This window comes from Polaromonas sp. P1_A2 (assembly GCF_056406895.1).
Genome location: NZ_JBFTZI010000004.1, coordinates 105951 through 127860 on the forward strand (window position 1 = coordinate 105951; position 21910 = coordinate 127860).

The window sequence follows — 21910 nt, forward strand, 5'->3', positions numbered from 1 at the left end:
ACGGCTCTGCACACACATTGTCTGCAGGAGACCCGAATGTCCCAGCCTGAATTTCCCTTGCTCCGCCGCCGCGGCACGTTGAAGTGGCTCGCCGGCGGCGCGGCCTGCCTCGCCCTGCCGGCCTTGGCGGCCTGGCCCGACAAGCCCATCAAGATCATCGTGACCTTCCCGGCCGGCGGTGCCAGCGACATCGTCGCGCGCCTCATGGCCGAGCAGCTCGGCAAAAAGCTGGGCCAGGCGGTGGTGGTGGACAACCGCCCCGGGGCGGGCGGCAGTGTGGGCGGGCTGGTGGTGGCGCAGGCGCCGGCGGACGGCTACACCTTGATGCTCAGCAATTCGACGCCAGTGTCCATAGGGCCGTTCGCGCTGGAGAAGCAACCCTATGACCCGGTGGAAGGCTTCACCCATATCGCGCTGATCGGCAACGCACCCTGTGTGGTCATGGCCAACCCGCACGCGCCCATCAAGACCATCACGGATGTGGAATCGCAGGCGCGCAAGGCGGGCCGGCTGGACTTCGGTTCGGGCGGGCCGGCGTCCATAGGCCATATCTACGGCGAGCTGATGAAAAAAGCCATGGGCGTGAACCTGCAGCACATTCCCTACCGCGGCGGCGCGCCCATGGCGACCGACCTGATCGCCGGCGTGATTCCGATCGGTATTGATGTGCTGACGGCCTTTGTGCCCTACTTCAAAAGCGGGCAGCTGGTGCCGTTGGCGGTGACCTCGGCGGCGCGTTCACCGCTGGTGCCCGAGGTGCCCAGCGTGCTCGAGTTCGGCTACCGCAAGCTGGTGCTGGACAACTTCTTCGGCCTGAGCGGGCCGGCGCACATGCCGGCCGACATGGTGGCGCGGCTGAACGCCGCGTGCAACGAAATCCTCGCTACCGCGGAAGTCAAAAAGAAAATGCTGGAGTTGGGCATCACCACCCAGGCCATGAGCCCGGCCGCGTTTGGCGGCTTCGTCAAGGACCAGGTGGCGGTGCTGGCGCCTGCCGTGAAGGGCGCGGGGGTGAAACTCTGAAAAGCGGCGCGCCGTTTTCGGCGGCCGAAAGCGTCAGCGAACCACGCTGAGGTAGGCGTAGGCGGCCGTGCGCAGTTCCTGGGCTTGCTGCGGGTTGCGGCCGGCACGGGCTTCGGCGCGTTCCATCAGGTTGTGGGCCACGCCATGGACGGGGACCACGCCGGCGGCGGAAGGCAGGAAACGGGCGATTTGGGCAAACAGGCTGTACATGTCGAAAGTCACCCATGGGTGGGTGAAAAGTTACGGTGAATCAAGAATAAGGGTTTTCCCTAGGGTTTCAACCCTAAGACAGGCCCCAATCCATGCAAAACATGCATAGTTTGATCCGCCGGCCCACATAGCCGGGGTTTTACGGGAGGAATTCACGCCCGCGATACGGCTATGCTCCCAGCATGTCCGCCCCCTCCTCCGCATCGACGACGGCTGAGACGCCTGTTTCGCTGCCGGGCGAGGAGCTGCTTCGGCAGATCGCCGCCAACATCGACGCCATGCTCTGGTCCTGGGACCCGGCCGGCGGCCGCATCACTTACACCAACCCGGCTTTCGAGATGTTCTGGGGCCAGTCGGCCGACAAGCTGGCGGGCGACCCCTGGCAATGGCTGGAGCAGGTCGACCCGGCGGACCGCGACCGGGTGCGGCAGCTGCAGCTGGCCGCCGTCAAACGCAGCGAGGAATACCGCGTGCGCAGGGCGAACGGCGACCTCGCCCGGCTGAGCCAGCGCGCGCTGCCCATCCACAGCCCCTCGGGGCAGCTGCTGCGCGTCATACACCTGGCCAACAACATCACCTGGCAGCTCGACACCTCCAAGCAGCTGCGCGTGGAAATCGGCCGGCGCACCGACTCCGAGGCCAAATACCGCGCGGTGGTGGAAAACGTCAGCGAGGGCATCCTGGTCACGGCGGGCGGGCGCATCCTCTATGCCAATCCCAAGGCGCTGAAGCTGACCGCGCTGGACGAAGCCACCGCCAAGTCGCGGCCCTTCATCGACTTCATCCACCCCGACGACCGCGAGCGGGTGCTGGCCAACCACCTGAGGCGCCTGCGCGGCGAGACGGTGGAGAACCACTACCAGTTCCGCGTGCAGCACAGCCAGAGCGTCACGCGCTGGCTGGAAATCAGCGCGGTGATGTTCGAGTGGGAGGGCACGCCGGCCACGCTGAACTTCCTGACCGACGTGACGCTCAAGCGCCAGGCCGAGGAAGACATGCTCAAGGCGCTGGCGCACGAGCGCGAGCTGTCGGAGCTCAAGTCGCGCTTTGTCGCCGTCACCTCGCACGAATTCCGCACGCCGCTGGCCGCCATCCTGTCGTCGGTGGAGCTGCTCGACGCCTACGGCGCGAGTTTTCCGGCCGAGGAGCGCCGCGAATTGCTGGGCCAGATCAAGACCGCCGTCGCGCGCATGAGCAACATGGTGGAACAGGTGCTGCTGACCAGCCGCCTGGAACTGGGCAAGTTCAGGTTTGAACCCGCGCCGCTGCTGGTGCCCGACTGGCTGGTACAGGTGATGGCCGAGCTCGAGCGCGGCAACCCGCAGGCCGCGCGCGTGTCCCTCACTTGCGACGGGCTGGACGCGCCGCGCACGGCGGACCAGCAGCTGCTGCGCCACATTGTGGTCAACCTGCTGGGCAACGCGCTCAAGTATTCGGACCCGGACACGCCGGTGAGGTTTGCGGTGCGCGGCGTGGGCGAGCAGATCCACCTGCGCATCAGCGACCAGGGCATAGGCATTCCGGAGGCCGACCTGCCGCGCCTGTTCGGCAGCTTTCATCGCGGCACCAATGTCGGGAATATTTCCGGCACCGGCATAGGCCTGCACATCGTCAAGGAATGCGTGGACCTGCACCGCGGCGAAATCGAAGTCAGCAGCCGGCCGGGACAAGGCACCAGCTTCACGGTGCGGCTGGCGGCGCCGCCGGCCTGATGGGCCACGCCCGAGCTGGCGGGGCTAGCCGGCTATCTCGAACTGCGGGTTCCACGCCACCTCCCAGAGGTGGCCGTCCGGGTCCTGGAAGTAGCCCGCATAACCGCCGTAGAAGGTCGCGCCCGCCGGCTTGGTGATCACGGCGCCGGCTTTTTCAGCCTCGGCCATCACCGCGTCGACCTCTTGCCGCGAGGCCACGTTGTGCGCCAGTGAAAACGCCGGTGCCCCGCGCTGCGATACCGGCAAGCCCGTGTCGTGCGACAGGCTGGCGCGCGGCCACAGGGCCAGCTTGAGGCCCGGCTGCAGGTCGATGAAGACCACCGCGCCGTGCTCGAACTCTTGCCCGACTATGCCGGGCGTTGCCAGCCCCAGGCCGTCACGGTAAAAAGCCAGCGCGCGCTGGAGATCGTCGACGCCCAGGGTGATCAAGGTGATGCGGGGTTTCATCAGGATTTCCTTCGGTGGTAAGTCAGCGCCGCCGTGATGCAGAACACCAGCGCGTCACGCGGCAGCGCATCGGCGGCATCCAGCACGATGGCGCGATTGCCTTCATAGCGCAGTTCCACCGGAAACAGCGTGCGGAAGGTGTCGACCAGCGTGGTCTTGCAATTGAAGTAAAGCGCGTACTGCGAGGGGCTGGATTTGACCGGTCCCAGGCGCAGGGTGCTGCCGCTTTTGCTGGCCGAGGTCAGGTAGGCCGGCTCGCCCCACTTGAGCGTCTCTTCGATCTCGCCGACACCGGGCGTGGCGGCCGCGGTGTCCAGAACCAGGCGGCGCAATACCAGCAGCCTGCGCCGCAGCGGCGGGGGATAGGCCGCGAAGGCACGCGCGACGTCGGGGTTCTCGATGTCTTCTTTCACAAGCGGCTCCTGTTGCCTGTCTCCATCTGCTTGCAGCTTGTGAAATCTAGCATGGGCGCAAGGCCGCAGGCGTCTTCCCGCACAATCGGCGGGTGAACATCCAGCTCCTGTCCGACCTGCATCTCGAATCCAACCCGCATTTCACGGCCCAGCCCGTGCCCGGCGCCGACCTGCTGGTGCTGGCCGGCGATATCGGCTCCTACCAGCAGGGTTCGCTGCTGGCTGAACGGGACATCGCCGACTTCGGCCTGGCGCGGTTTTCGCCCTTGCCCGCGGCACAGGGCGGCGCGGGCTGGCCCACGCCGGTGTTCTTCCTGCCGGGCAACCACGAGTACGACGGCCTGGACTTTGACGCCACGCATGCGCGGCTGCGCGAAACCTGCGAGCGGCTGGGCATGGTCTGGCTGGAGCAGGAGGCCGTGGTGCTGCAGGGCGTGCGCTTTGTCGGCAGCACGCTGTGGACCGACTTCGACGCCCTGAGCGCGGGCCAGGCGCAGGACGCCGATATCACGCTGGGCGAGCAGCTGAAGGCGCGCGAAAAAGCCTTTCGCGCGGCCAATTTTTACCTGAGCAAAAACCATTCGTTCAGGAACGGCCAGCCCCTGCTGGCGGCCGATGTGCGCGAGCAGGGCCTGAAAAGCCAGGCCTGGCTGCGGCAGGCGCTGGCCCAGCCCTTTGACGGCCCCACGGTCGCCGTGACCCATTTCGCGCCCAGCCTGCTGAGCGCCGACCCGCGCTACGGCCTGGCGCCGGGCACGGCGGGTTTTTGCAACGCGCTCGATGAACTGCTGCCGCTGGCCGACCTGTGGCTGCACGGCCACCTGCATTGCGCGATCGACTACACCAGCCGCGGCTGCCGCGTGGTGGCCAACCCGCTGGGCTATGCGCGCAAAGGCGAGCAGGAGGGATTTTTACCCGAACTGCTGATCCCCATCGGCCAATAGCATTCGTATGGAAGCGCGGCCGACGCGCCGCTGCTGACTAAAGTCGTAGCGCCGCGGCTTGCGCGGCGGCGCCTCTTTTTCTTTGGAACTTCCCGCGCGCCGCGCGACCCAACCAGGGTCGGCAACCTGGGGCCAAGCGTGTCAAGCAGTGATAACACTTTGTTCCAATTGTTGATTTGCGCGCTGTTCGGCTTGCAGGTATCTTGCTTGAAGGGTTCATGCAGGACTTCCTGTACCGCACCCGAATCGGGGAGAGCACTATGAAAAGCAATGTGTCCTATCTTGGCGCCTGGCTTGCCGCCGCCGGCCTGGCATTTGCACTCGCGCTGGCGGCACCCAATGATTCCAGCGTGATGGGCCGCCTGCCCGCCTTCATGGCGCAAACCCTGCTGCGCCAGCCGGTCACCGTGCCCGAAGGCCTGCCGTCGGACCGCACGCTGGCACTGATCACTTTCAAGCGCGGCCAGCGAGCCGAAGTCGAGGGCTGGATCGAGGGCATGAACCTCAGGAACGACCCATCGATCACCTGGATGCGCATGCCGGTGCTCAACGACCCGGGCACGCTGACGGGCCGCAGCGCGGTGGAAGACCGGCTGCTGCAGCATTACACGGCCGATACTGAGCGGGCCAAGATGGTGCCGGTGTTCACCGACCGCGCCAGTTTTGTGCGCTCCGCCGGCCTCGGCAGCACCGACCAGGTCTACGCCGTGGTGGTCAACCGCCAGGGCGAGGTGCTGGCACGGGTCGAGGGCCAGTTTGATGCCGACAAGGCACAAACGCTCCGCGAAACTCTCCAGCAGAAAACCTTTTAGCCCACGCGTTCACTTCGTGTAATGCGCGGCACCACAGGCGCGATGCGAAGCGAGCCGTCCCATACCAGCAGGGGCCGCGGGACTGGCTTTGCCAGACCGCAGGCGCCGCCCCCTTGAGGGGGGGAACGGGCTACACGCAGTGAGCCCGGACAGGGGTGTACTAATTTCACCGCCCCCTCGCGGGGGGAACAGCTACACGCAGTGAGCTTGGACGGGGGTGTTACGCACCTTCAGGCCCCAACGTGAAATAAAACGTGGCGCCCTTCCCTGTTTCGGACTTGGCCCATACCTTGCCGCCGTGCCGCGCGATGATGCGGTGCACCGTGGCCAGGCCGACGCCGGTGCCGGAAAATTCCGACGGTGTGTGCAGGCGCTGGAAGGCGCCGAACAGCTTCTCGGCATAGGCCATGTCAAAACCCGCTCCCTGGTCGCGCACAAAGTACACCGTTTCACCGGCCTCGCCGGTTTCGCGGCCGAAGCTGATCTCGGTGAAGGCCTGCCTGGCGCTGAACTTCCAGGCGTTGCCCAGCAGGTTGTCCAGCACCTGCTTGAGCAGCCTGGGGTCTCCCGGCCCCGTGACGCCGGGCTCGACATGCAGCCGGGCGTCGCGGCCGGGCTCGCGCTCGCGGTAGCCGGCCAGCAGGCCCTCGGCGAGCGCGCTCAGGTCGACGCGCTCCCAGCGCAGGCTGGAACGCGACACCTGCGCCAGCGCGAGCATGGCGTCGATCAGCTCGCCCATCTGTGAAACACCCGCGCGTATGCGCGCCAGGTAATGCCGGCTGCGTTCGGTCAAGGGGGTGTTTTCGGCCTTGGCCATGGTCCGCTCGAGCAGGTCGCTGAAGCCGTCCACCGCGCTCAGCGGGCTGCGCAGGTCATGCGACACCGAGTAGGAGAACGCCTCCAGCTCCTTGTTGGCGAATTCAAGCTGCTCGGTGCGCTGCTGCACCCGCTCCTCGAGGCTGGCATTGAGCCGCAGGATTTCCTCGCGCGCGCGCTTGCGTTCGCGGATATTGGTGTTGATGCCCAGCACCCCGTTGACCTTGCCCTGCTCGTCGCGCACCACCGTCCAGCGCGCCTCTATGCACACCGTCGAACCGTCGCGCGCGCGCTGCTCAAGCTCGCCGCTCCAGTCGCCGTCGTTGGCCAGGGTCTTGGCCATGCTGTCCAGAAGCACCTGCGGGTCGGGGTACATGAGCGTGTCCATGGTCTTGCCCAGCACCTCCTCGGCCGTCCAGCCGTAGAGGCGCTCGGCGCCCTTGTTCCAAAAGCGTATGGTCCGGTCGAGATTGCGGACCATGATGGCGTCCTGCGCCCGGTCCAGCAGCGAGGCCTGCTCGCGCACTTTGATGACGGCCTGCCGCTCGGCCTCCTGGCTGCGCTGGCGCTCCAGCTGGGCGCGCAAGCTGACGATGCCGAAGGCCAGGTTGTCGGCAAGCTCCTGCAGGAGCTTGATTTCATCAGCACTGAATATCTGCGCCTCGCCCGAATACAGGCACAGCACGCCAAAGCTGCGAGGCCCGTCGCGCAGCGGCAGGCAGATCGCGCTGAGGAAACCGCGCTCCAGCGCATGCGCATGCCAATAGAACTTGTTGTCGGCCCGGCTGATGTCGCCGGTCTGCTGGGCTTGCCCGCTGCGCACGGCCTGGCCCGCCGGGCCTTGGCCGATGGCGTCGTCGTCGCGCCAGCTCAGGCGTATCTCCGCGAGATAGCCGTTTTCCTCTCCGGCATGGGCCATGGGCAGGATGCTGCGCTCCGCGTCGTCCTGCGCATAACCCACCCAGGCCATGCGGTAACCACCCACGTCGACGGCCACGCGGCACACCTCGGCCAGCAGCCCCGCTTCCTCGTCCACGCGGTTGATGGCGACGCTGGAGCGGCTCAGCATCTGCAGAGCCCGGTTGGTGCTGGCCAGCGCCAGGTCGGCCAGTTTGCGGTCGGTGATGTCGCGCGCCGTGCCCACCACGCGCTCGAGCTCGCCCGAAGCGTTCATGACCGGGTAGGCGTGGTCGCGTATCCACAGGACCCTGCCGTCCGCTGAGCGGATGCGGTATTCGATATCCGAGGCCTGGCCGCTGCGGTTGCGCTTCCTGGCCTCTTTGAGCAGGTGGTTGTCCTCGGGCAGCGTGACCTCGGCGTACGAGAGCGGGTCGGCATAAAGGCTTTCGCGGCTGCGGCCCCAGACCCTTTCATAGCCGGGGCTGACATACAGCGGGCGGCCGGTGCTCGGCTCCACAATGTAGAAAACGTCCTGGATGTTTTCCGCCAGTTCGCGAAAACGCGCCTCGCTGCTGACCAGGGCCGCCTCGGCGCGCGCGCGCGCCAGCGCAATGCCGGCCAGCCGCGCCGCGATGTTGATCAGCTCGAGTTCCGCGGGCTGGGGCCTGCAGGGGTAGGCGCGGTAGATCGCGAAGGTCGCGAGCACCTCGCCGTCGTTGGACACCACCGGCATGGACCAGCAGGCCCGCAACCCGTGCTCGCGCATCAGCTCGCGGTAGTCCTGCATCAGCGGGTCGCTCTGCGTATCTTCCACCACCACCAGGTGGTTGCGGAAGGCGGCGGTGCCGCAGGCGCCCACGCCCTCGCCGACGGGCAGGCCCTCGATGGCCTGGTTGTAGCGCTCGGGCAGGCTGGGCGCGGCACCCAGGTGCAGCTTCCCGTCCTCGACCAGCAGGATGGAGCACAGGCTGTCCGGCGAGCTGTCTTCGATCAGGCGCACGACGGCTTCCAGCGATTTCGCCAGGGGCGCGCCGCCGGCGATCAGCGCCAGCACCTGCTCCTGCGCGTGGGCGAAGTTTTCCGCCGCCTTCTGGGCGGTGATGTCGTTGAACACGGTGACGCCGCCCTTCATCACGCCGGCGGCATCGCGCAGCGGCCGGGTGCTCAGGCGCAGCACGCGGTCTTCCGAGCCGGCCCGGCGAAAAACCACGTCCCAATTGTCGATGGTGATGCCGCGCGCGGCCTGCGACAAGGGCCGCTCCGACTCGGCATAGGCTGTCTTGCCGTCCAGCATCAACAGCTGGTGGCCGCGGCGCCAGTCTTCCAACCGCATGCCGGGATTCGGCGCCCCGCTGAACAGCGCGCGTGCCGTGGCGTTGAACAGCAGGAAGCGGCCCTCGGTGTCCACGGCGATCACGCCCTCGTTCATGCTGTTGAGGATGAGGTCCAGCAGGGTGCGCTCCTTGTCCACGCGATCCAGCATGGCGTCGAGCTCGCGCTGCCGCGCCTGCAGCGATTCGGCCATGCGGTTGAAGGTGTGGCCGATCTCGCCGAGCTCACCCTGGTACAGCGGGCCCAGCCTGACGCGCGCGTCAAGGTTGCCCCGCGCCACCTCGTTGGCCTCTTTCAGGATCGCCTTGGCGGGGTTGACGATCAGCCGGTTGCCCAGCCACCATGCGCATGCCACGCCGAACAGCGCCACGGCGAGCAGCGCCAGCAGTTCAATCGCCAGCTCCTCGTGGCCGGACGCCGCGATCACCGCTTCCGGCGCGCTGATCACCACAAGCAAGCCTTCGCGCCCGCCGCCCGGCACGGGCGCCGCGGCATAGACCCGCTGCACGCCCTGCGCGTCAGGCGCCTGCTGCACACCTTGCCGGCGCTCCCGCACGGCCTGTTGCACGACGGGGTCCGGGTGCGGCCGGCCCAGCCAGGACGGTGCCGGCGGGGACATGGCCAGCACCGTGCCGTCCCGGTCCAGCACGGACAGGCGCGCGCCCGGTAGGGAGGACACGTCCGCCAGCGATTCCGCCAGGGCGGGCAGGCCCAGCACCGCGAAGGCCACGCCGCTGACCTTGCCGGCCTCGTTGCGCACCGGTACCGCGAAGCCTATGCCGGGACGCCCGCTGGCGCGGCCCACGGCATAGCGGCCCACCGCGAAGCGCTGGCCCGCCATGACCTGCTGGAAGTAGGGCCTGTCAATGGTGCCCAGGTTTTTGGCCAGGCCCAGCGCGTCGCACAGCAGCTTGCCGTCGGTCGCGGCCAGGCCCATGTTGGTGAATTCGGGATGCTCGGCATGCAGGTTTTTCAGGTGCTGGTCGCACAGGCCGGGCACGGGGTTCTTGATGTGCGGGCCGCTGGCGATGCCGCTGAGCAGTTCGTGGACCAGGTCCACGGTGCGCTGCGTGCGCGACGAGAGCATCAGCACATCCGACAGCAGGTCGGACTGCGCCAGCCGCAGCGCGGCCCGGTGGCTTTGCTGCGCGGAGTAAACAAGCAAGCCGAAGACGGGGAGCAGCGCGAGCAGCACCAGCATTACCAGACGGGTACGCAGTCCCAGCCATCCCAGCATTCGGATTACCTTATGCCTTTCATGCCACGCCGCAGCCTGCCCCGCATGGCTTTTGCAGTGTGCGCACCCCCCGGGCTTTTGTAAATGGGAATAGTCCCCGAACTGAGGCCATAAGTGTCTATCCCCGGCCTTGTCCTACAGGGCTATACCCACCCTTGTGGCGGCAAATTGAATACCAAGGATTTGTTCCGGCCCCAACCGGCCGGCCGCGCCTCAGGGCACCAGCGACTGGGCCGCGGTCTGCTTGAGCGCGGCCGTCAGGGCGTCCAGCACCTCGGATTCCAGGTTCCAGCAATGCCAGTACAGCTGGACGGGCAGCGTGTAATGGGGCGCCACATTGACCAGCTGGCCCTGGTCTATCAGGCCCTGCGCCAGCAGGCGGGGCACCACGCTGACGCCCCAGCCCGCCAGCACGGCCCTGACCATGCCCTCCGACGAAGGCACAAACAGCTGGTTCAGGGTGACGCGCTTGAGCCCGAAGGCCTTGCCCACAAATTCGACCGGCAATTCGTCCTTGCGGTTGAAGGCGATAAAAGGCACTTCGCGGAAGTTGTATTGGGTCAGCGCCGCCGCGGCCGGCCTGTCGCCGGCGGCGTCGCGCTGGCCGAGCCGGCCCTGCGCGAAGGCCGGCGCGGCCACCGCGATGTACTGCATCGCGCCCAGCGGCTCCACCTTGCAGCCGCGCAGCGCCTGCTTGAGCGTGGTCACGCAGCCCAGCACCTGGCCTTCGCGCAGCCATTCGTGGGTGAAATTCTGGTCGTCGTGGATGATCTCCATGGGCAGGCCCTGCTGCACCAGCTCGGTCAGCGCCGGCAAGGCCCAGGTGGCGATGCTGTCGGCGTTGATGGCGATGGAGATGCGCTCTTCCTCGCGCGCGCCGCCCAGCGAGCTGGGCGCCAGCTCCTTGAGGTCGCGCTCCAGGTCGGCGCGCAGCAGGCGCAGCATTTTGGTGTGTTTAAGCAACAGCTGGCCGGCCGAGGTGGGTTTGAGCGGCCGGCTGCGCACGATCAGCACGGTGCCGACCTGGGCCTCCAGGGCCCGCAGGCGCTGCGACACCGCCGACTGGGTGATGGACAAGCGCTGGGCCGCGCGCTCAAAACCGCCCTCTTCCACGATTGCCGCCAGGCATTCGAGTGCATCAGGATCAAAAGTACTCATCCCGCATCCCCTCTTCCGTTTTCTATTTGCTCTACCAGTTGTGCTAGTTGTGCCAGCTACCGGCGCTATTTAGCTTTATTAGCTGTTCTGATGTTTTCACTGAGAGTTTAATTTTTCTATTAATTGAAAGCAACATCCTTCACACTGGAATGTTGCAAAGGGGTTAGCGATGAAAGTTGTAGTTTTAGGGGCCGGCATCATCGGCGTGAGCACGGCCTGGCATCTGCTGGAGCGCGGCCATGAGGTCACGGTGGTGGACCGCCAGCCCGACGCGGCGCTGGAGACCAGCTTTGGCAACGCGGCGCAGATTTCCGTCAGCTATTGCGAGCCCTGGGCCAACAAGGACGCGCCGCTGAAGGCCTTGAAATGGATGTTCAGGGACGACGCCCCGCTGCTGTTCCGCCCGCAGCTGCCTTTCGGCGAAGGCTGGCAGCAATGGCGCTGGGGCCTGCAGTTCCTGGCGCAGTGCAACGACACCGCCTTCGAGCGCAACGTGCAGCAGCTGGTGGCGCTGGGCGCCTACAGCCATGCGGCGCTCAAGGAGGTGGTGGCCGCCACCGGCATCGAATACAACCGGCTCGAGCGCGGCATCGCGCACTACTACACCGACCAGAAAGCTTTTGACACGGCCGGCGAGGCCGCGGCCCTGATGCGCAAATACGGCGTGGCGCGCCGCGTGGTGGGCACGGCCGAGCTGCTGGCCATAGAGCCGGCCTTCAAGTCCTTCGCGCACCGCATCGTGGGCGGCACTTACACCGCCAGCGACGAAAGCGGCGACGCCCGCGTTTTCACCCAGGCGCTGGCGCAGCGCTGCGCCGCCCGCGGCGCGCGTTTCCTCTACGGCCACGACATAGCGCGGCTGGAAAAAACCGGTGGCGCCATCGAGTCCGTCGCCGTGCGGCCGCGCACGATTCGCGGCGAGAACCAGGAGCTGGTTCGCCTCAAGGCCGACGAAATCGTCGTGGCCTGCGGCTCCCACACGGCGCCGCTGCTGCGCACCGTGGGCGTCGACCTGCCCATCTACCCCGGCAAGGGCTATAGCGCCACCTTCAAGCTGCTCAAACCGGAGCTGGCGCCTTTTGTCAGCACCATCGACGACGAAGTCAAATGCGCGATGAGCCGGCTCGGCGACCAGCTGCGCGTGGCCGGCACCATCGAGGTCGGCGGCTACGACCTTTCGCTGGACACGCCGCTGGCCAAGGCCCGCTGCAAGATGCTGGCCGACCGCATCGAGGAAGTGTTGCCGGGCGTGTGCGATACCCGCCTGGAGGAGCAAGGCGGCACGCCGAACTTCTGGACTGGGCTGCGCCCCGCGACACCCACCAACATCCCCTACATCGGCAAGACCAAGGTCGGCCGCCTCTGGGTCAACGCCGGCCACGGCACGCTGGGCTGGACGCACGGCGCGGGCTCGGGCAAGGCCATCGCCGAGCTGATCAGCGGTGAAGTGCCAGCCATGGATTTCGGCTTTTACGGGCAGGGCCGCGCAGGCGGCCGGCTGCAGGCCAAAGGCGCCTGATCACCTAACCTAGGCGGCGTGCTGCTCCAGGGTGCGCCGGGCATGCTCGCGCAGCGCGACGCGCAAGGCCGCGGGCTCCTGGACGTCGAAGGAAAAAGACAAACGCATCAGCTGCCGCGCGAACCAGCCCAGGTGGTCGGTCTGGCTGTGCAGCAGCACGCCCTCCTCGCTGGGCTGGAACACGCCCACGCTGTCGGGCAGTTCCATCTGCGCGGTCTGCAGGTCGGTGTGCAAAAGCAGCCGCACGGTATTGCTGCGCGGCATGGTCGCCAGGCCCAGCGCCAGGTGCTGCACCGCGTCGAAGTCGGCCGGCGGCGTGAACACCACGTTGAGGGCGCGCACCTCGCGCACCCGGTCCAGCCGGAATGAGCGCAGCGCGCCGCGCAGGTGGCACCAGCCCGCCGCATACCAGCGGCCCTTGCGAAACACCAGGCCGTAGGCGTCGAACTCGCGCTCGGTCACCTCGCCTTCGGCCGACTGGTAGGCCATGTGCACACGCTGCCAGCCGTGCGCCGCGGCGCTCAGGGCCAGCAAGGCGGTGTTGTCGCCGGGCGCGTCGGCGCGGCGCAGGTCCAGCCTCACCGTTTCGCCGAGCCCGCGAACGCGGTTTTTCAGGTTGTGCGGCATCACGCGCTCGAGCTTGGCCTGCGCGCTTTGCGCGGCCGGTGCGGCTTCGGCCAACCCCAGGCTGCGCGCGGCCAGCAGGCCCAGGGACAGCGCCAGGGCCTCGTCGTCGGTGAACATCATGGGCGGCAGCTTGAAGCCGGCGATCAGGCTGTAGCAGCCGTAGCGGCCGCGTTCGGCCACCACCGGGATGCCCAGGTCCTCCAGCTTGGCGATGTAGCGGCGCAGGGTGCGGCCGTCCACCTCCAGCCGCCGCGCCAGTTCGGCGCCGCTCATGCGCCCATGGGACTGCAGCAGTTCCAGTACGGTCAAGACACGGGTGGTCGGGGAATACATGCTGAAAAGTTTAGCCCTTAATCAGGGCTGAAATAGCCCTATTACATCCATAGACTGGGTTTTTCCACAGGTATCGCCAACGTATCGGGGCGCCACAAGCGCTTTTAAACCATGACCACCTCCACCCTGCCAAAACCCCTGGAGCCGTCCCAGCTGAACGATGGGCGGCACGACTTCAACTTCATCGCGGGGCGCTGGCTGGTCAGCAACAAGCGGCTCAAAAAGCGCCTGGCGGGCTGCACCGACTGGGAACGTTTCGAGGCCGTGCAGGACGGCGCGCTGCTGCTCGGCGGCCTGGGCAATATGAACGACCTGGTCGTGGACGGCAAGCAGACCCTGGGCATGTCGCTGCGCTTTTTCAGCCCGCAGACCCGGCTCTGGAGCATTTACTGGGTCAGCCACAGCGACGGCCTGATGCAGCCGCCGGTGATGGGCGCGTTTGTGGACGGCACGGGCCGCTTTGAGGGCCACGACAGCCATGAAGGCCGGCCGGTGCGGGTGCGCTTTACCTGGTCGGGCATCACGCCCATCCGCGCCCGCTGGGAGCAGGCATTCTCCGAGGACGGCGGCCGCCACTGGGAAACCAACTGGGTGATGGACCTGGCCCGGCCCGCCTATTCCGCATTGCGCTAGGAGGGCCGGCCATGGAGCAATTCACCCACCTCTGGCTGTTTTTCCTGATGGTGCTGGGCATCATCATCCTGCCCGGTATGGACATGGCCTTTGTGATGGCCAGCTCGCTGACCGGCGGGCGCCGCGCCGGCCTGTTCGCGGTCGGCGGCATCGTGGCCGGCGGCGCCTGCCACGTGGCGGCCGGTGCGCTGGGGCTGGGCATTGTGCTCAAGCTGGTGCCCGGTATGGTCCATGTGATGCTTGTCGCGGGCAGCCTCTACATCGCGTGGATAGGCTGGTCGCTCACGCGCAGCCACTCGGTGTTCGGCGGCCTGCCGGCGCTGCAGGAAAGCCCGCCTTGGCGCACCTTCCGCCAGGCCGCGCTGACCTGCCTGCTGAATCCCAAGGCCTATTTGTTCATGCTGGCGATTTTTCCGCAGTTCCTGCGGCTGGAATACGGCTCGCTGTGGATACAGGCCGTGGCGCTGGGCCTGATCATCGCGCTGACCCAGACCGGTGTGTATGGCTCGCTGGCGCTGGCCGCCGCCGGCGCGCGCCAGTGGCTGGCCGACCGGCCGGGCGCCAGCGTGGTGATGGCGCGCACCGTGGGCGTCGTGCTGATTGTGTGCGCAGGCTTCACGGCCTGGCAGGGCTGGCGGCAGTTCTAGGATTATTCAGGGCTTGCCGCCCTCGGGCCAGGGCGGGCCCTTGAGTTCCACGGTGTTGCCTTCGGGGTCGTTGAGGTAGATCGAAGGTCCCTCGCCCTCGGCGCCATAGCGCGATTCCACCTCGCCCGCCTCAACGCCATGGGCCGCCAGGTGGCGGCGAATCACGTCGGCATCAAAGGGCTCGACGCGAAAGCAGACATGGTCGACATTGCGGCCTTCCTTGCCCGGCGCCGCGCCGCCGGCCTTGCCCAGCGGGCCGTCCACCGGCACCAGGTCCACCAATGAGCGGCCGGCGCGCAGCTGCACCAGGCCGATGGCGTCCTGCCGGCGCTCCAGGCTGCAGCCCAGCACCTGCTGGTAAAAGCGCAGCATGCCCATGAGGTCGCTGACCCGCAGGACGATGTGGTCGATGTCTCGAATACGGATCATGGCAAAGGCGGCTCCTGTGAATCGGTGCTCATTCTGGCACGCGGGCCCCAACCCCGCAGCTGCAAGGGCTCGCGGCTGCCGCTACCATGGCCGCCATGAATGCTCCCTCCCAATTCCTCTTCCTGGCCACCTCCACGCGTGAACCCGGCGCGCTGGGCAACACCGAATGGCTGGCCCGGCAGGCCGCCGCGGCGCTACCGGCCGGCACGCCCCAGGCCTGGCACCATTTGTCGCGCCTGCGCATGCCGCTGTTTGTCGACCAGCGCCACACCACGGGCCAGTACCCCATGCCCGAGGGCGACATGAAAACCTTGCTGGACGCGACCATGGCCGCCACCGACATCGTCTTCGTGGCCCCGGTCTACTGGTACAGCATCCCGGCCCCGCTGAAGATCTACCTGGACCACTGGAGCGCCTGGATGCGCGTGCCCGGCCTGCCCTTCAAGGAAGAGATGGCGAAAAAGACGCTGCGGCTGGTCACCACCAGCGGCGACCGCGCCAAGGCCCAGCCCATGATCGACTCCATCCGCCTGTGCGCGCAGTTCATGGCCATGAACTACGGCGGCGAGCTCTGGGGCAAGGGCGGGCCGCCCGATGCCGTCAAGGCCGACACGGCGGCGCTGGCGCAGGCCGCCAGCTTTCTGGCGGCCTGAAGGCTGGTCGAAGCCGCTTCAAGTGGCCTTCTCCTACAGGGCCTGATTTTCCGGGCTGACAGAGCCGGTGCGGCGGGACACGCAGAGTTGTTCCATGACCCCTGAAAACACGCCCCTGAACAGCCGCGCGCAACCCGCCTCCAGCAAAGGCATGCCGGCGAAAGACCCGCGTGCACAACGTTCGCGTCCCGGCCAGCAGGACACCCTGAAGGACGGCGCCGTCGAGTCCAGCCTGGAATTGCCGCACGAGCGCGACCAGGCGGTGGACATGACGAATGCCAAGCCCGACCCGGTCGTCGAGCAGGCGGGGCGCGACCTGAAGCGCGGCGTGAAAGACACCAGCAAAAGCGTGGAGATGGACCGCGCCTACAAAAAGCTCGGGTCCTAGCGCCTCCCTGCATTTGCGGATGGCGCGCATGCGCCTCCAGCCCTGCAGCCCTGCTGATCGACAACCGCACCATTTGCGCTGTTCCCGGCCGCGCCGCCCTGCAAGGTATTGCCGGTTTCAATTTGATTGGAAATGATCAAATATTTCGTTATGATGAATTAGTTTGTAAATTTATATACATTTAATTCAGCTCAGCCCTGATGGCCACATTTCCCGGCAACCCTTCGATGGCACAGCGTATTGGGCGTTTGCTGCCGACGCTGACGCGCTCCCACCGGCAGATGGCCGACTATGTGCTGGCCCATCCCCTGCAAGCAGCAACCATGCCCATCGACGAGCTGGCCGCCACGCTGGGGGTTTCCGTGGCCACCGCCAACCGCTTCGCCCGGGCGCTGGAATTTGAGGGCTACCCGCAGTTCCGCGCCGCGCTGGTGCTGGGCTTCGAAGCCACACTGGCCCCGGTCGAAAAGCTGCGCAACAAGCTGGAGCACTCCGCCACGGTGGCCGACGTGTTTGCCTCCGCGCTGGCGCAAAGCCAGCGCAACATCGAGCTGACGCGGCAAGCGCTGGATGCCCAGAGCTGCGAGCAGGCGGTGGCGGCCATCCTGAAGGCACGGCGCATCTACATTGCCGGCTTTGGCAGCAGCAGCTGGCTCGGCGGGCTGCTGCAGCGATCGCTGGACCCTTACTGCGACAACGTCCAGCTGCTGGCCAGCGTGGAAAGCTCCTCTTACGGCGCGCGCGTGCTGGCGCGCCTGAAGCCTGAGGACCTGCTGATCGCCATCGCCTACCCGCGCTATTTCAGCGACACGATCTTGCTGGCGCGCCGCGCGCACGACGCCGGCGTGCCGGTGCTGGCGCTGACCGACCGCGTGACATCGCCGTTGGCGCCGCTGGCCAGCGTCGCGCTCTACGCCCACACCGAGAGCCAGTATTTCGCCAATTCCGAAGCCACCGTGCTGGCGCTGATCGAGGCCTTGTGCAGCGCCGTCGCCCACAGCGCCAAAGACTCGCTCAAGGCGGCGACACAGCTGGCCGAGTCGGTGCTGCCCTGGCTGCACGGCAACCACGCCAGCCGGCTGCGCGCCGATGCCGACGCCGCGGCGCCCGCCCCWCGCAAAGCCCGCACCCCACCCAAATCGCCAAAGGTTTCCAAGTGACACGGCCCCAGCCCATTCCCCTTATCGCCATCCACGGCGGCGCCGGCACCATGAGCCGCAGCCACATCAGCGCGGAACAGAACGCGGCCTACCACGCCGCCCTGCAGGCCATCCTGCGGCCCGCGCAGCAGCTGCTGGCCGGCGGCGGCAGCGCACTGGATGCGGTCAGCCTGGCGGTGGAGCTGCTCGAGGACTGCCCGCTCTTCAATGCCGGGCATGGTGCGGTCTTCACCCACGACGAAACCCATGAACTCGACGCGGCCGTGATGGACGGCGCCACCTTGCGCGCCGGCGCGGTGGCCTGCGTGAACCGCGTGCGCCGCCCGGTGCGCGCGGCGCGCGCCGTGATGGAGCACAGCGCGCATGTGCTGCTGGTGGGAGCCGGTGCCGAGGCCTTCGCCGAGGAGTGCGGGCTGGAAATGGTCTCGCCCGATTATTTTTCGACCGAGGCCCGCCGCGAGCAGTTGCGGCGCGCCCTCGCGACCGACGCGGCCGTGCTGGACCACGACGGCGCGGCCCTGGCGTTCCGCTCAGGCACGGCCGCCGCCGCGCCCCTGGACGAAGGCCGCAAGCTCGGCACCGTGGGCGCCGTGGCCCTGGACGCGCAGGGCAACCTGGCCGCCGCCACCTCCACCGGCGGCATGACCAACAAGCGCGCCGGCCGGGTGGGCGACTCGCCCCTGATAGGCGCCGGCACCTATGCCGACAACCGCACGGCGGCGATCTCCTGCACCGGCACCGGCGAAATGTTCATACGCGCCGCGGCGGCCTACGACATCTGCGCGCGCATGGCCTATGCCGGCATGCCGCTGGACGCGGCCGCCCGGGAAGTGGTCATGAAGGTGCTGCCCGCCATAGGCGGGCGGGGCGGCCTGATCGCCGTCGATGCGCAGGGCCACCTGAGCCTTCCCTTCAACACCGAAGGCATGTACCGCGGCTGGGCCCGCGTGGGCGAAGCGCCGGTGAGCGCCATTTACGCCGACGCCGTCGAAGGATTCTCCGCATGAGCGCCCTGCCCGGCCGCCAGCGCGTGATCGAGGTCAAGGACCTCAGCGTGAGTTTCGCCAGCGAGCAGCGCACCGTGCACGCGGTGCGCAATCTCGGCTTTCACGTGGACGCCGGGGAGACGCTGGCCATCGTGGGCGAATCGGGCTCCGGCAAATCGGTGTCCTCGCTGGCCCTGATGCGCCTGGTGGAGCAAGGCGGTGGCCGCCTGGGCAGCGGCAGCATGTGGCTGACGCGCCGCAACGGCGAGCGCCTGGACCTGGCGCGCGCTTCGCAGTCGCAGATGCGCAGCCTGCGCGGGGCCGACCTCGCCATGGTGTTCCAGGAGCCCATGACCTCGCTCAACCCGGTGTTCACGGTGGGCGAGCAGATCGCCGAATCGATACGCCTGCACCAGGGACTTTCGCGCCAGGCGGCGCTGGCCGAAGCGCTGCGCATGCTGGACCTGGTCCGCATCCCGGAAGCCAAAAACGTGCTGGGCCGCCATCCGCACCAGCTCTCGGGCGGCATGCGCCAGCGCGTGGTGATCGCCATGGCGCTGGCCTGCAAACCCACGCTGCTGATCGCCGACGAGCCGACCACGGCACTCGATGTGACCATCCAGGCGCAGATTCTCGCGCTGATCCAGCAACTGCAGCGCGAGCTCGCCATGGCGGTGATCTTCATCACCCACGACATGGGCGTGGTGGCCGAGATCGCCGACCGCGTGCTCGTGATGTACCGCGGCGACAAGGTGGAAGAAGGCGACTGCGCCACCCTGTTTGCCAGGCCGCAGCAGCCCTACACCCAGGCCTTGCTGGCGGCCGTGCCCCGGCTGGGCGCCATGCAGGGGCAGGATTTGCCGGCGCGCTTCGCGGTGCCGGGTGCGCCGCTGCAAGATAACGGCCAGGCCCTCAGCGCCGCCAGCACCGTGCGCAACGACCTGCCGCCTGTGCTCAAGGTGCAGGACCTGGTCACGCGCTTTCCATTGGCTGGCGGCCTGCTCGGGCGCGTGCGCCGGCAGGTGTATGCGGTGGAGCAGCTCAGCTTCGAACTCAAGGCCGGCGAAACCCTGTCGCTGGTGGGTGAATCCGGTTGCGGAAAATCCACCACGGGCCGCTCGCTGGCGCGGCTGCTTGAATTCAACAGCGGGCAGGTCGAGGTCGCGGGGCGCGACATCTCGGCGCTCAAGGGCCGGGCCCTGCAGGCGCTGCGCCGCGATATCCAGTTCGTCTTCCAGGACCCTTTCGCCTCGCTCGATCCGCGGCTGACCATAGGTTATTCGGTCATGGAGCCCATGCTGATCCACAAGCTCGCCTCGCCCAAGGAGGCCGAGGAGCGCGTGCGCTGGCTGCTGGGCAAGGTGGGCCTGCCGGCCGAGGCGGCCCATCGCTACCCGCACGAGTTCTCCGGCGGGCAGCGCCAGCGCGTGGCGATCGCGCGGGCACTGGCGCTCAACCCCAAGGTGGTGATCGCCGACGAGGCGGTGTCGGCGCTGGACGTGTCCATCCGCGCGCAGATCATCAACCTGATGCTGGACCTGCAGCAGGAATTCGGCGTTGCTTTCCTCTTCATCTCGCACGACATGGCGGTGGTCGAGCGCATCAGCCACCGCGTGGCCGTGATGTACCTGGGCCAGATCGTGGAAATCGGCCCGCGCCGGGCCGTGTTCGAGAACCCGCAGCACGCCTACACCCGGCGCCTGCTGGCGGCCGTTCCGGTCGCCGACCCGGCGCGCCGCAGCGCCGTGCGCGAGCTCATGGCCGACGAGATTCCCAGCCCCATACGCGCCGTGGGCGACGCGCCGCAAGTCGCGCCGCTGCACCAGGTGGCGCCGGGGCATTTTGTCGCGCGGCATTCGGTGGGAGGCCCTTATTGAGCACCCTCATTGCCCTCCTCCCGCCTTCACCTTTCCGTCTCCCGTGTCTGCCCCTCGTTTCGCCCCTAGGAGTTTTTTCATGAAGAATCGTCTTTCCACCCTCACCGCCGCGCTGGCCGGCATCATCGGCCTGATGGGCCTTGCCGCGCCGGCCCATGCCGCCAAGGACGTGGTCGTTGCCGTCCAGTCCAATTTCACCAGCACCGATCCCTATGATTCCAACGACACGTTGTCGCAAGCCATGGCCAAGTCCTTCTACCAGGGGCTGTACGGTTTCGACAAGGACATGAAGATGGTGCCGGTGCTGGCCGAGAGCCATACCGTGAGCAAGGACGGCCTGGTCTACACCTTCAAGCTCAAGTCCGGCATCAAGTTCCATGACGGCACGCCTTTCAACGCCGAGGCCGTGAAGGTCAATTTCGACCGCGTCACCAACCCCGACAACAAGCTCAAGCGCTACAACCTCTACAAGAACATCGCCAAAACCGAGGCGGTGGACGCCAGCACCGTGCGCGTGACGCTCAAGGAGCCCTTCTCGCCCTTCATCAACACGCTGGCCCATCCCTCGGGCGTGATGATTTCGCCCGCGGCGCTGGCCAAGTACGGCAGCAAGGGCATCGCGCAAAACCCCGTGGGCACCGGGCCCTTCAAGTTCGTCGAGTGGAAGGCCACCGACTACCTGAAGGTCGCCAAGTGGGAAGGCTACTGGAAGAAGGGCTACCCCAAGGTGGACAGCATCACCTGGCGCCCGGTGGTGGACAACAACACGCGTGCGGCCATGATGCAGACCAACGAGGCGCATTTCGCCTTCCCCATGCCGCCCGAGACGGTGGAAAGCCTGTCGAAGAAGCCCAGCCTGGAAGTGACGAGCGCGCCCTCCATCATCCACCGCTACCTCTCGATGAACACGCTGCAAAAGCCCTTCGACAATCCGAAGGTGCGTGAAGCCATCAACTACGCGATCAACAAGGAAGCCCTGGTCAAGGTGGCCTTCTCGGGCTACGCGATTCCCGCCGAAGGCGTGGTGCCGCACGGCGTGGAATACGCCGCCAAGCTGGGTCCCTGGCCCTACAACCCGGCCAAGGCGCGCGAGCTGCTGAAGGAAGCCGGCTATCCCAACGGTTTCGAAAGCACCTTATGGTCGGCCTACAACTACACCACGGCGCAGAAGGTGATCCAGTTCGTGCAGCAGCAACTGGCCCAGGTCGGCGTCAAGGTGCAGGTGCAGGCGCTGGAAGCCGGCCAGCGCGTGGAGCGCGTGGAAAGCGCGCAGGACCCCGCGACGGCGCCGGTGCGCATGTACTACGTGGGCTGGTCCTCGTCCACCGGCGAAGCCGACTGGGCGCTGCGCCCCCTGCTGGCCTCCGAGTCCCTGCCGCCCAAGATGTTCAACACCGCCTACTACAAGAATGCTGAAGTGGACGCCGACATCGCCAAGGCGCTGGTCACCACCAGCAGCGCGGAAAAAGCCAGGCTGTACACCGACGCCCAGCAGCGCATCTGGAAAGACGCACCCTGGGTTTTCCTGGTCACCGAACGCGTGCTGTCGGTGCGTGCGCGCAACCTGGCCGGCTTTTACGTGGCCCCGGACGGCAGCTTCAACTTCGACGAAGTCGAACTCAAGTAATCCCGGCCGCGCCAGCCTCAGCCCACC

The 21910-nt window shown here is 67.2% G+C and carries 20 protein-coding genes; 13 read left to right on the forward strand and 7 right to left on the reverse strand.

Features of this window, described 5'->3' with window-relative positions:
• Positions 1 to 36 precede the first annotated feature (36 nt).
• Positions 37 to 1023: a Bug family tripartite tricarboxylate transporter substrate binding protein gene (locus AC1D09_RS16520; protein WP_477662578.1), complete on the forward strand. Its 987-nt coding sequence runs from the start codon at positions 37 to 39 to the stop codon at positions 1021 to 1023.
• Positions 1024 to 1056: 33 nt separating this feature from the next.
• On the opposite strand, the gene AC1D09_RS16525 is transcribed toward AC1D09_RS16520, so the two are convergent.
• The gene (locus AC1D09_RS16525) at positions 1057 to 1245 is read right to left on the reverse strand and encodes a hypothetical protein (protein ID WP_477662579.1); all 189 of its coding nucleotides are present in this window, start codon (positions 1243 to 1245) and stop codon (positions 1057 to 1059) included.
• Positions 1246 to 1415: 170 nt separating this feature from the next.
• On the opposite strand from AC1D09_RS16525, the gene AC1D09_RS16530 reads away from it, so the two are divergent.
• On the forward strand, positions 1416 to 2945 hold the full coding sequence (locus AC1D09_RS16530; RefSeq protein ID WP_477662580.1) for a sensor histidine kinase: 1530 nt from the start codon (positions 1416 to 1418) through the stop codon (positions 2943 to 2945).
• Between the two features lie 24 nt (positions 2946 to 2969).
• On the opposite strand, the gene AC1D09_RS16535 is transcribed toward AC1D09_RS16530, so the two are convergent.
• Both AC1D09_RS16535 and AC1D09_RS16540 read right to left on the reverse strand, forming a co-directional pair.
• Positions 2970 to 3392, reverse strand: coding sequence for a VOC family protein (locus AC1D09_RS16535; protein WP_477662581.1), 423 nt, complete (start codon positions 3390 to 3392; stop codon positions 2970 to 2972).
• Positions 3392 to 3805 (reverse strand): DUF1801 domain-containing protein, encoded by a 414-nt coding sequence (locus AC1D09_RS16540; RefSeq protein WP_477662582.1) that lies wholly within the window; start codon positions 3803 to 3805, stop codon positions 3392 to 3394. The genes AC1D09_RS16535 and AC1D09_RS16540 overlap by 1 nt, the downstream gene beginning before the upstream one ends.
• Positions 3806 to 3897: 92 nt before the next feature.
• Between AC1D09_RS16540 and AC1D09_RS16545 the strand changes: the two genes are divergently transcribed.
• On the forward strand, positions 3898 to 4749 hold the full coding sequence (locus AC1D09_RS16545) for a metallophosphoesterase (protein WP_477662583.1): 852 nt from the start codon (positions 3898 to 3900) through the stop codon (positions 4747 to 4749).
• A gap of 260 nt (positions 4750 to 5009) precedes the next feature.
• Complete coding sequence (locus tag AC1D09_RS16550; protein WP_477662584.1) at positions 5010 to 5561, forward strand: hypothetical protein; 552 nt, start codon at positions 5010 to 5012, stop codon at positions 5559 to 5561.
• Positions 5562 to 5781: 220 nt separating this feature from the next.
• Here the strand turns inward: AC1D09_RS16550 and AC1D09_RS16555 are convergent, their stop codons facing one another.
• Both AC1D09_RS16555 and AC1D09_RS16560 read right to left on the reverse strand, forming a co-directional pair.
• Complete coding sequence (locus AC1D09_RS16555) at positions 5782 to 9846, reverse strand: PAS domain S-box protein (RefSeq protein ID WP_477662585.1); 4065 nt, start codon at positions 9844 to 9846, stop codon at positions 5782 to 5784.
• A gap of 213 nt (positions 9847 to 10059) precedes the next feature.
• Positions 10060 to 11004 carry a LysR family transcriptional regulator ArgP gene (locus tag AC1D09_RS16560; RefSeq protein WP_477662586.1) on the reverse strand — a complete coding sequence of 315 codons (945 nt, stop codon included), beginning with the start codon at positions 11002 to 11004 and terminating at the stop codon, positions 10060 to 10062.
• Positions 11005 to 11173: 169 nt separating this feature from the next.
• Between AC1D09_RS16560 and AC1D09_RS16565 the strand changes: the two genes are divergently transcribed.
• A complete protein-coding gene (locus AC1D09_RS16565; RefSeq protein WP_477662587.1) occupies positions 11174 to 12523 on the forward strand; it encodes a D-amino acid dehydrogenase in 1350 nt (449 codons plus the stop codon).
• Positions 12524 to 12532: 9 nt separating this feature from the next.
• Here AC1D09_RS16565 and AC1D09_RS16570 read toward each other — a convergent pair whose 3' ends face one another.
• The gene (locus AC1D09_RS16570; protein ID WP_477662588.1) at positions 12533 to 13459 is read right to left on the reverse strand and encodes a helix-turn-helix transcriptional regulator; all 927 of its coding nucleotides are present in this window, start codon (positions 13457 to 13459) and stop codon (positions 12533 to 12535) included.
• A 135-nt stretch (positions 13460 to 13594) separates the two neighbouring features.
• On the opposite strand from AC1D09_RS16570, the gene AC1D09_RS16575 reads away from it, so the two are divergent.
• Together AC1D09_RS16575 and AC1D09_RS16580 are read left to right on the forward strand one after the other, a co-directional pair.
• Entirely contained in the window at positions 13595 to 14116 is a 522-nt protein-coding gene (locus AC1D09_RS16575) for a hypothetical protein (protein WP_477662589.1), read from the forward strand.
• An 11-nt stretch (positions 14117 to 14127) separates the two neighbouring features.
• On the forward strand, positions 14128 to 14763 hold the full coding sequence (locus AC1D09_RS16580) for a LysE family translocator (RefSeq protein WP_477662590.1): 636 nt from the start codon (positions 14128 to 14130) through the stop codon (positions 14761 to 14763).
• A gap of 6 nt (positions 14764 to 14769) precedes the next feature.
• Here the strand turns inward: AC1D09_RS16580 and AC1D09_RS16585 are convergent, their stop codons facing one another.
• Entirely contained in the window at positions 14770 to 15192 is a 423-nt protein-coding gene (locus AC1D09_RS16585; protein WP_477662591.1) for a VOC family protein, read from the reverse strand.
• A gap of 86 nt (positions 15193 to 15278) precedes the next feature.
• Here AC1D09_RS16585 and AC1D09_RS16590 point away from each other — a divergent pair, with 86 nt between their 5' ends.
• From AC1D09_RS16590 to gsiB, 6 genes are all read left to right on the forward strand, one after another.
• A complete protein-coding gene (locus tag AC1D09_RS16590) occupies positions 15279 to 15845 on the forward strand; it encodes an NAD(P)H-dependent oxidoreductase (protein ID WP_477662592.1) in 567 nt (188 codons plus the stop codon).
• 94 nt (positions 15846 to 15939) lie between these two features.
• Complete coding sequence (locus AC1D09_RS16595) at positions 15940 to 16233, forward strand: hypothetical protein (RefSeq protein WP_477662593.1); 294 nt, start codon at positions 15940 to 15942, stop codon at positions 16231 to 16233.
• Between the two features lie 200 nt (positions 16234 to 16433).
• Positions 16434 to 17393, forward strand: a complete 960-nt coding sequence (locus AC1D09_RS16600; RefSeq protein ID WP_477662594.1) for a MurR/RpiR family transcriptional regulator — start codon at positions 16434 to 16436, stop codon at positions 17391 to 17393.
• Positions 17394 to 17443: 50 nt separating this feature from the next.
• Positions 17444 to 18400, forward strand: a complete 957-nt coding sequence (locus AC1D09_RS16605; protein ID WP_477662674.1) for an isoaspartyl peptidase/L-asparaginase family protein — start codon at positions 17444 to 17446, stop codon at positions 18398 to 18400.
• Positions 18397 to 20256 carry a dipeptide ABC transporter ATP-binding protein gene (locus tag AC1D09_RS16610; RefSeq protein ID WP_477701141.1) on the forward strand — a complete coding sequence of 620 codons (1860 nt, stop codon included), beginning with the start codon at positions 18397 to 18399 and terminating at the stop codon, positions 20254 to 20256. Before AC1D09_RS16605 ends, AC1D09_RS16610 begins: the two co-directional genes overlap by 4 nt.
• A 79-nt stretch (positions 20257 to 20335) precedes the next feature.
• Positions 20336 to 21883, forward strand: coding sequence for a glutathione ABC transporter substrate-binding protein GsiB (gsiB, locus tag AC1D09_RS16615; protein ID WP_477662596.1), 1548 nt, complete (start codon positions 20336 to 20338; stop codon positions 21881 to 21883).
• The last annotated feature ends 27 nt before the right edge of the window (positions 21884 to 21910 follow it).

What these genes read in the sequence shown, in the direction of transcription:
- AC1D09_RS16520 (WP_477662578.1), top strand. Translation starts at nt 37, where the DNA reads ATGTCCCAGCCTGAATTTCCCTTGCTCCGCCGCCGCGGCACGTTGAAG.
- AC1D09_RS16530 (WP_477662580.1), top strand. Translation starts at nt 1,416, where the DNA reads ATGTCCGCCCCCTCCTCCGCATCGACGACGGCTGAGACGCCTGTTTCG.
- AC1D09_RS16535 (WP_477662581.1), bottom strand. Translation starts at nt 3,392, where the DNA reads ATGAAACCCCGCATCACCTTGATCACCCTGGGCGTCGACGATCTCCAG.
- AC1D09_RS16550 (WP_477662584.1), top strand. Translation starts at nt 5,010, where the DNA reads ATGAAAAGCAATGTGTCCTATCTTGGCGCCTGGCTTGCCGCCGCCGGC.
- AC1D09_RS16555 (WP_477662585.1), bottom strand. Translation starts at nt 9,846, where the DNA reads ATGCTGGGATGGCTGGGACTGCGTACCCGTCTGGTAATGCTGGTGCTG.
- AC1D09_RS16560 (WP_477662586.1), bottom strand. Translation starts at nt 11,004, where the DNA reads ATGAGTACTTTTGATCCTGATGCACTCGAATGCCTGGCGGCAATCGTG.
- AC1D09_RS16565 (WP_477662587.1), top strand. Translation starts at nt 11,174, where the DNA reads ATGAAAGTTGTAGTTTTAGGGGCCGGCATCATCGGCGTGAGCACGGCC.
- AC1D09_RS16575 (WP_477662589.1), top strand. Translation starts at nt 13,595, where the DNA reads ATGACCACCTCCACCCTGCCAAAACCCCTGGAGCCGTCCCAGCTGAAC.
- AC1D09_RS16580 (WP_477662590.1), top strand. Translation starts at nt 14,128, where the DNA reads ATGGAGCAATTCACCCACCTCTGGCTGTTTTTCCTGATGGTGCTGGGC.
- AC1D09_RS16585 (WP_477662591.1), bottom strand. Translation starts at nt 15,192, where the DNA reads ATGATCCGTATTCGAGACATCGACCACATCGTCCTGCGGGTCAGCGAC.
- AC1D09_RS16590 (WP_477662592.1), top strand. Translation starts at nt 15,279, where the DNA reads ATGGCCGCCATGAATGCTCCCTCCCAATTCCTCTTCCTGGCCACCTCC.
- AC1D09_RS16595 (WP_477662593.1), top strand. Translation starts at nt 15,940, where the DNA reads ATGACCCCTGAAAACACGCCCCTGAACAGCCGCGCGCAACCCGCCTCC.
- AC1D09_RS16605 (WP_477662674.1), top strand. Translation starts at nt 17,444, where the DNA reads ATGAGCCGCAGCCACATCAGCGCGGAACAGAACGCGGCCTACCACGCC.
- AC1D09_RS16610 (WP_477701141.1), top strand. Translation starts at nt 18,397, where the DNA reads ATGAGCGCCCTGCCCGGCCGCCAGCGCGTGATCGAGGTCAAGGACCTC.
- gsiB (WP_477662596.1), top strand. Translation starts at nt 20,336, where the DNA reads ATGAAGAATCGTCTTTCCACCCTCACCGCCGCGCTGGCCGGCATCATC.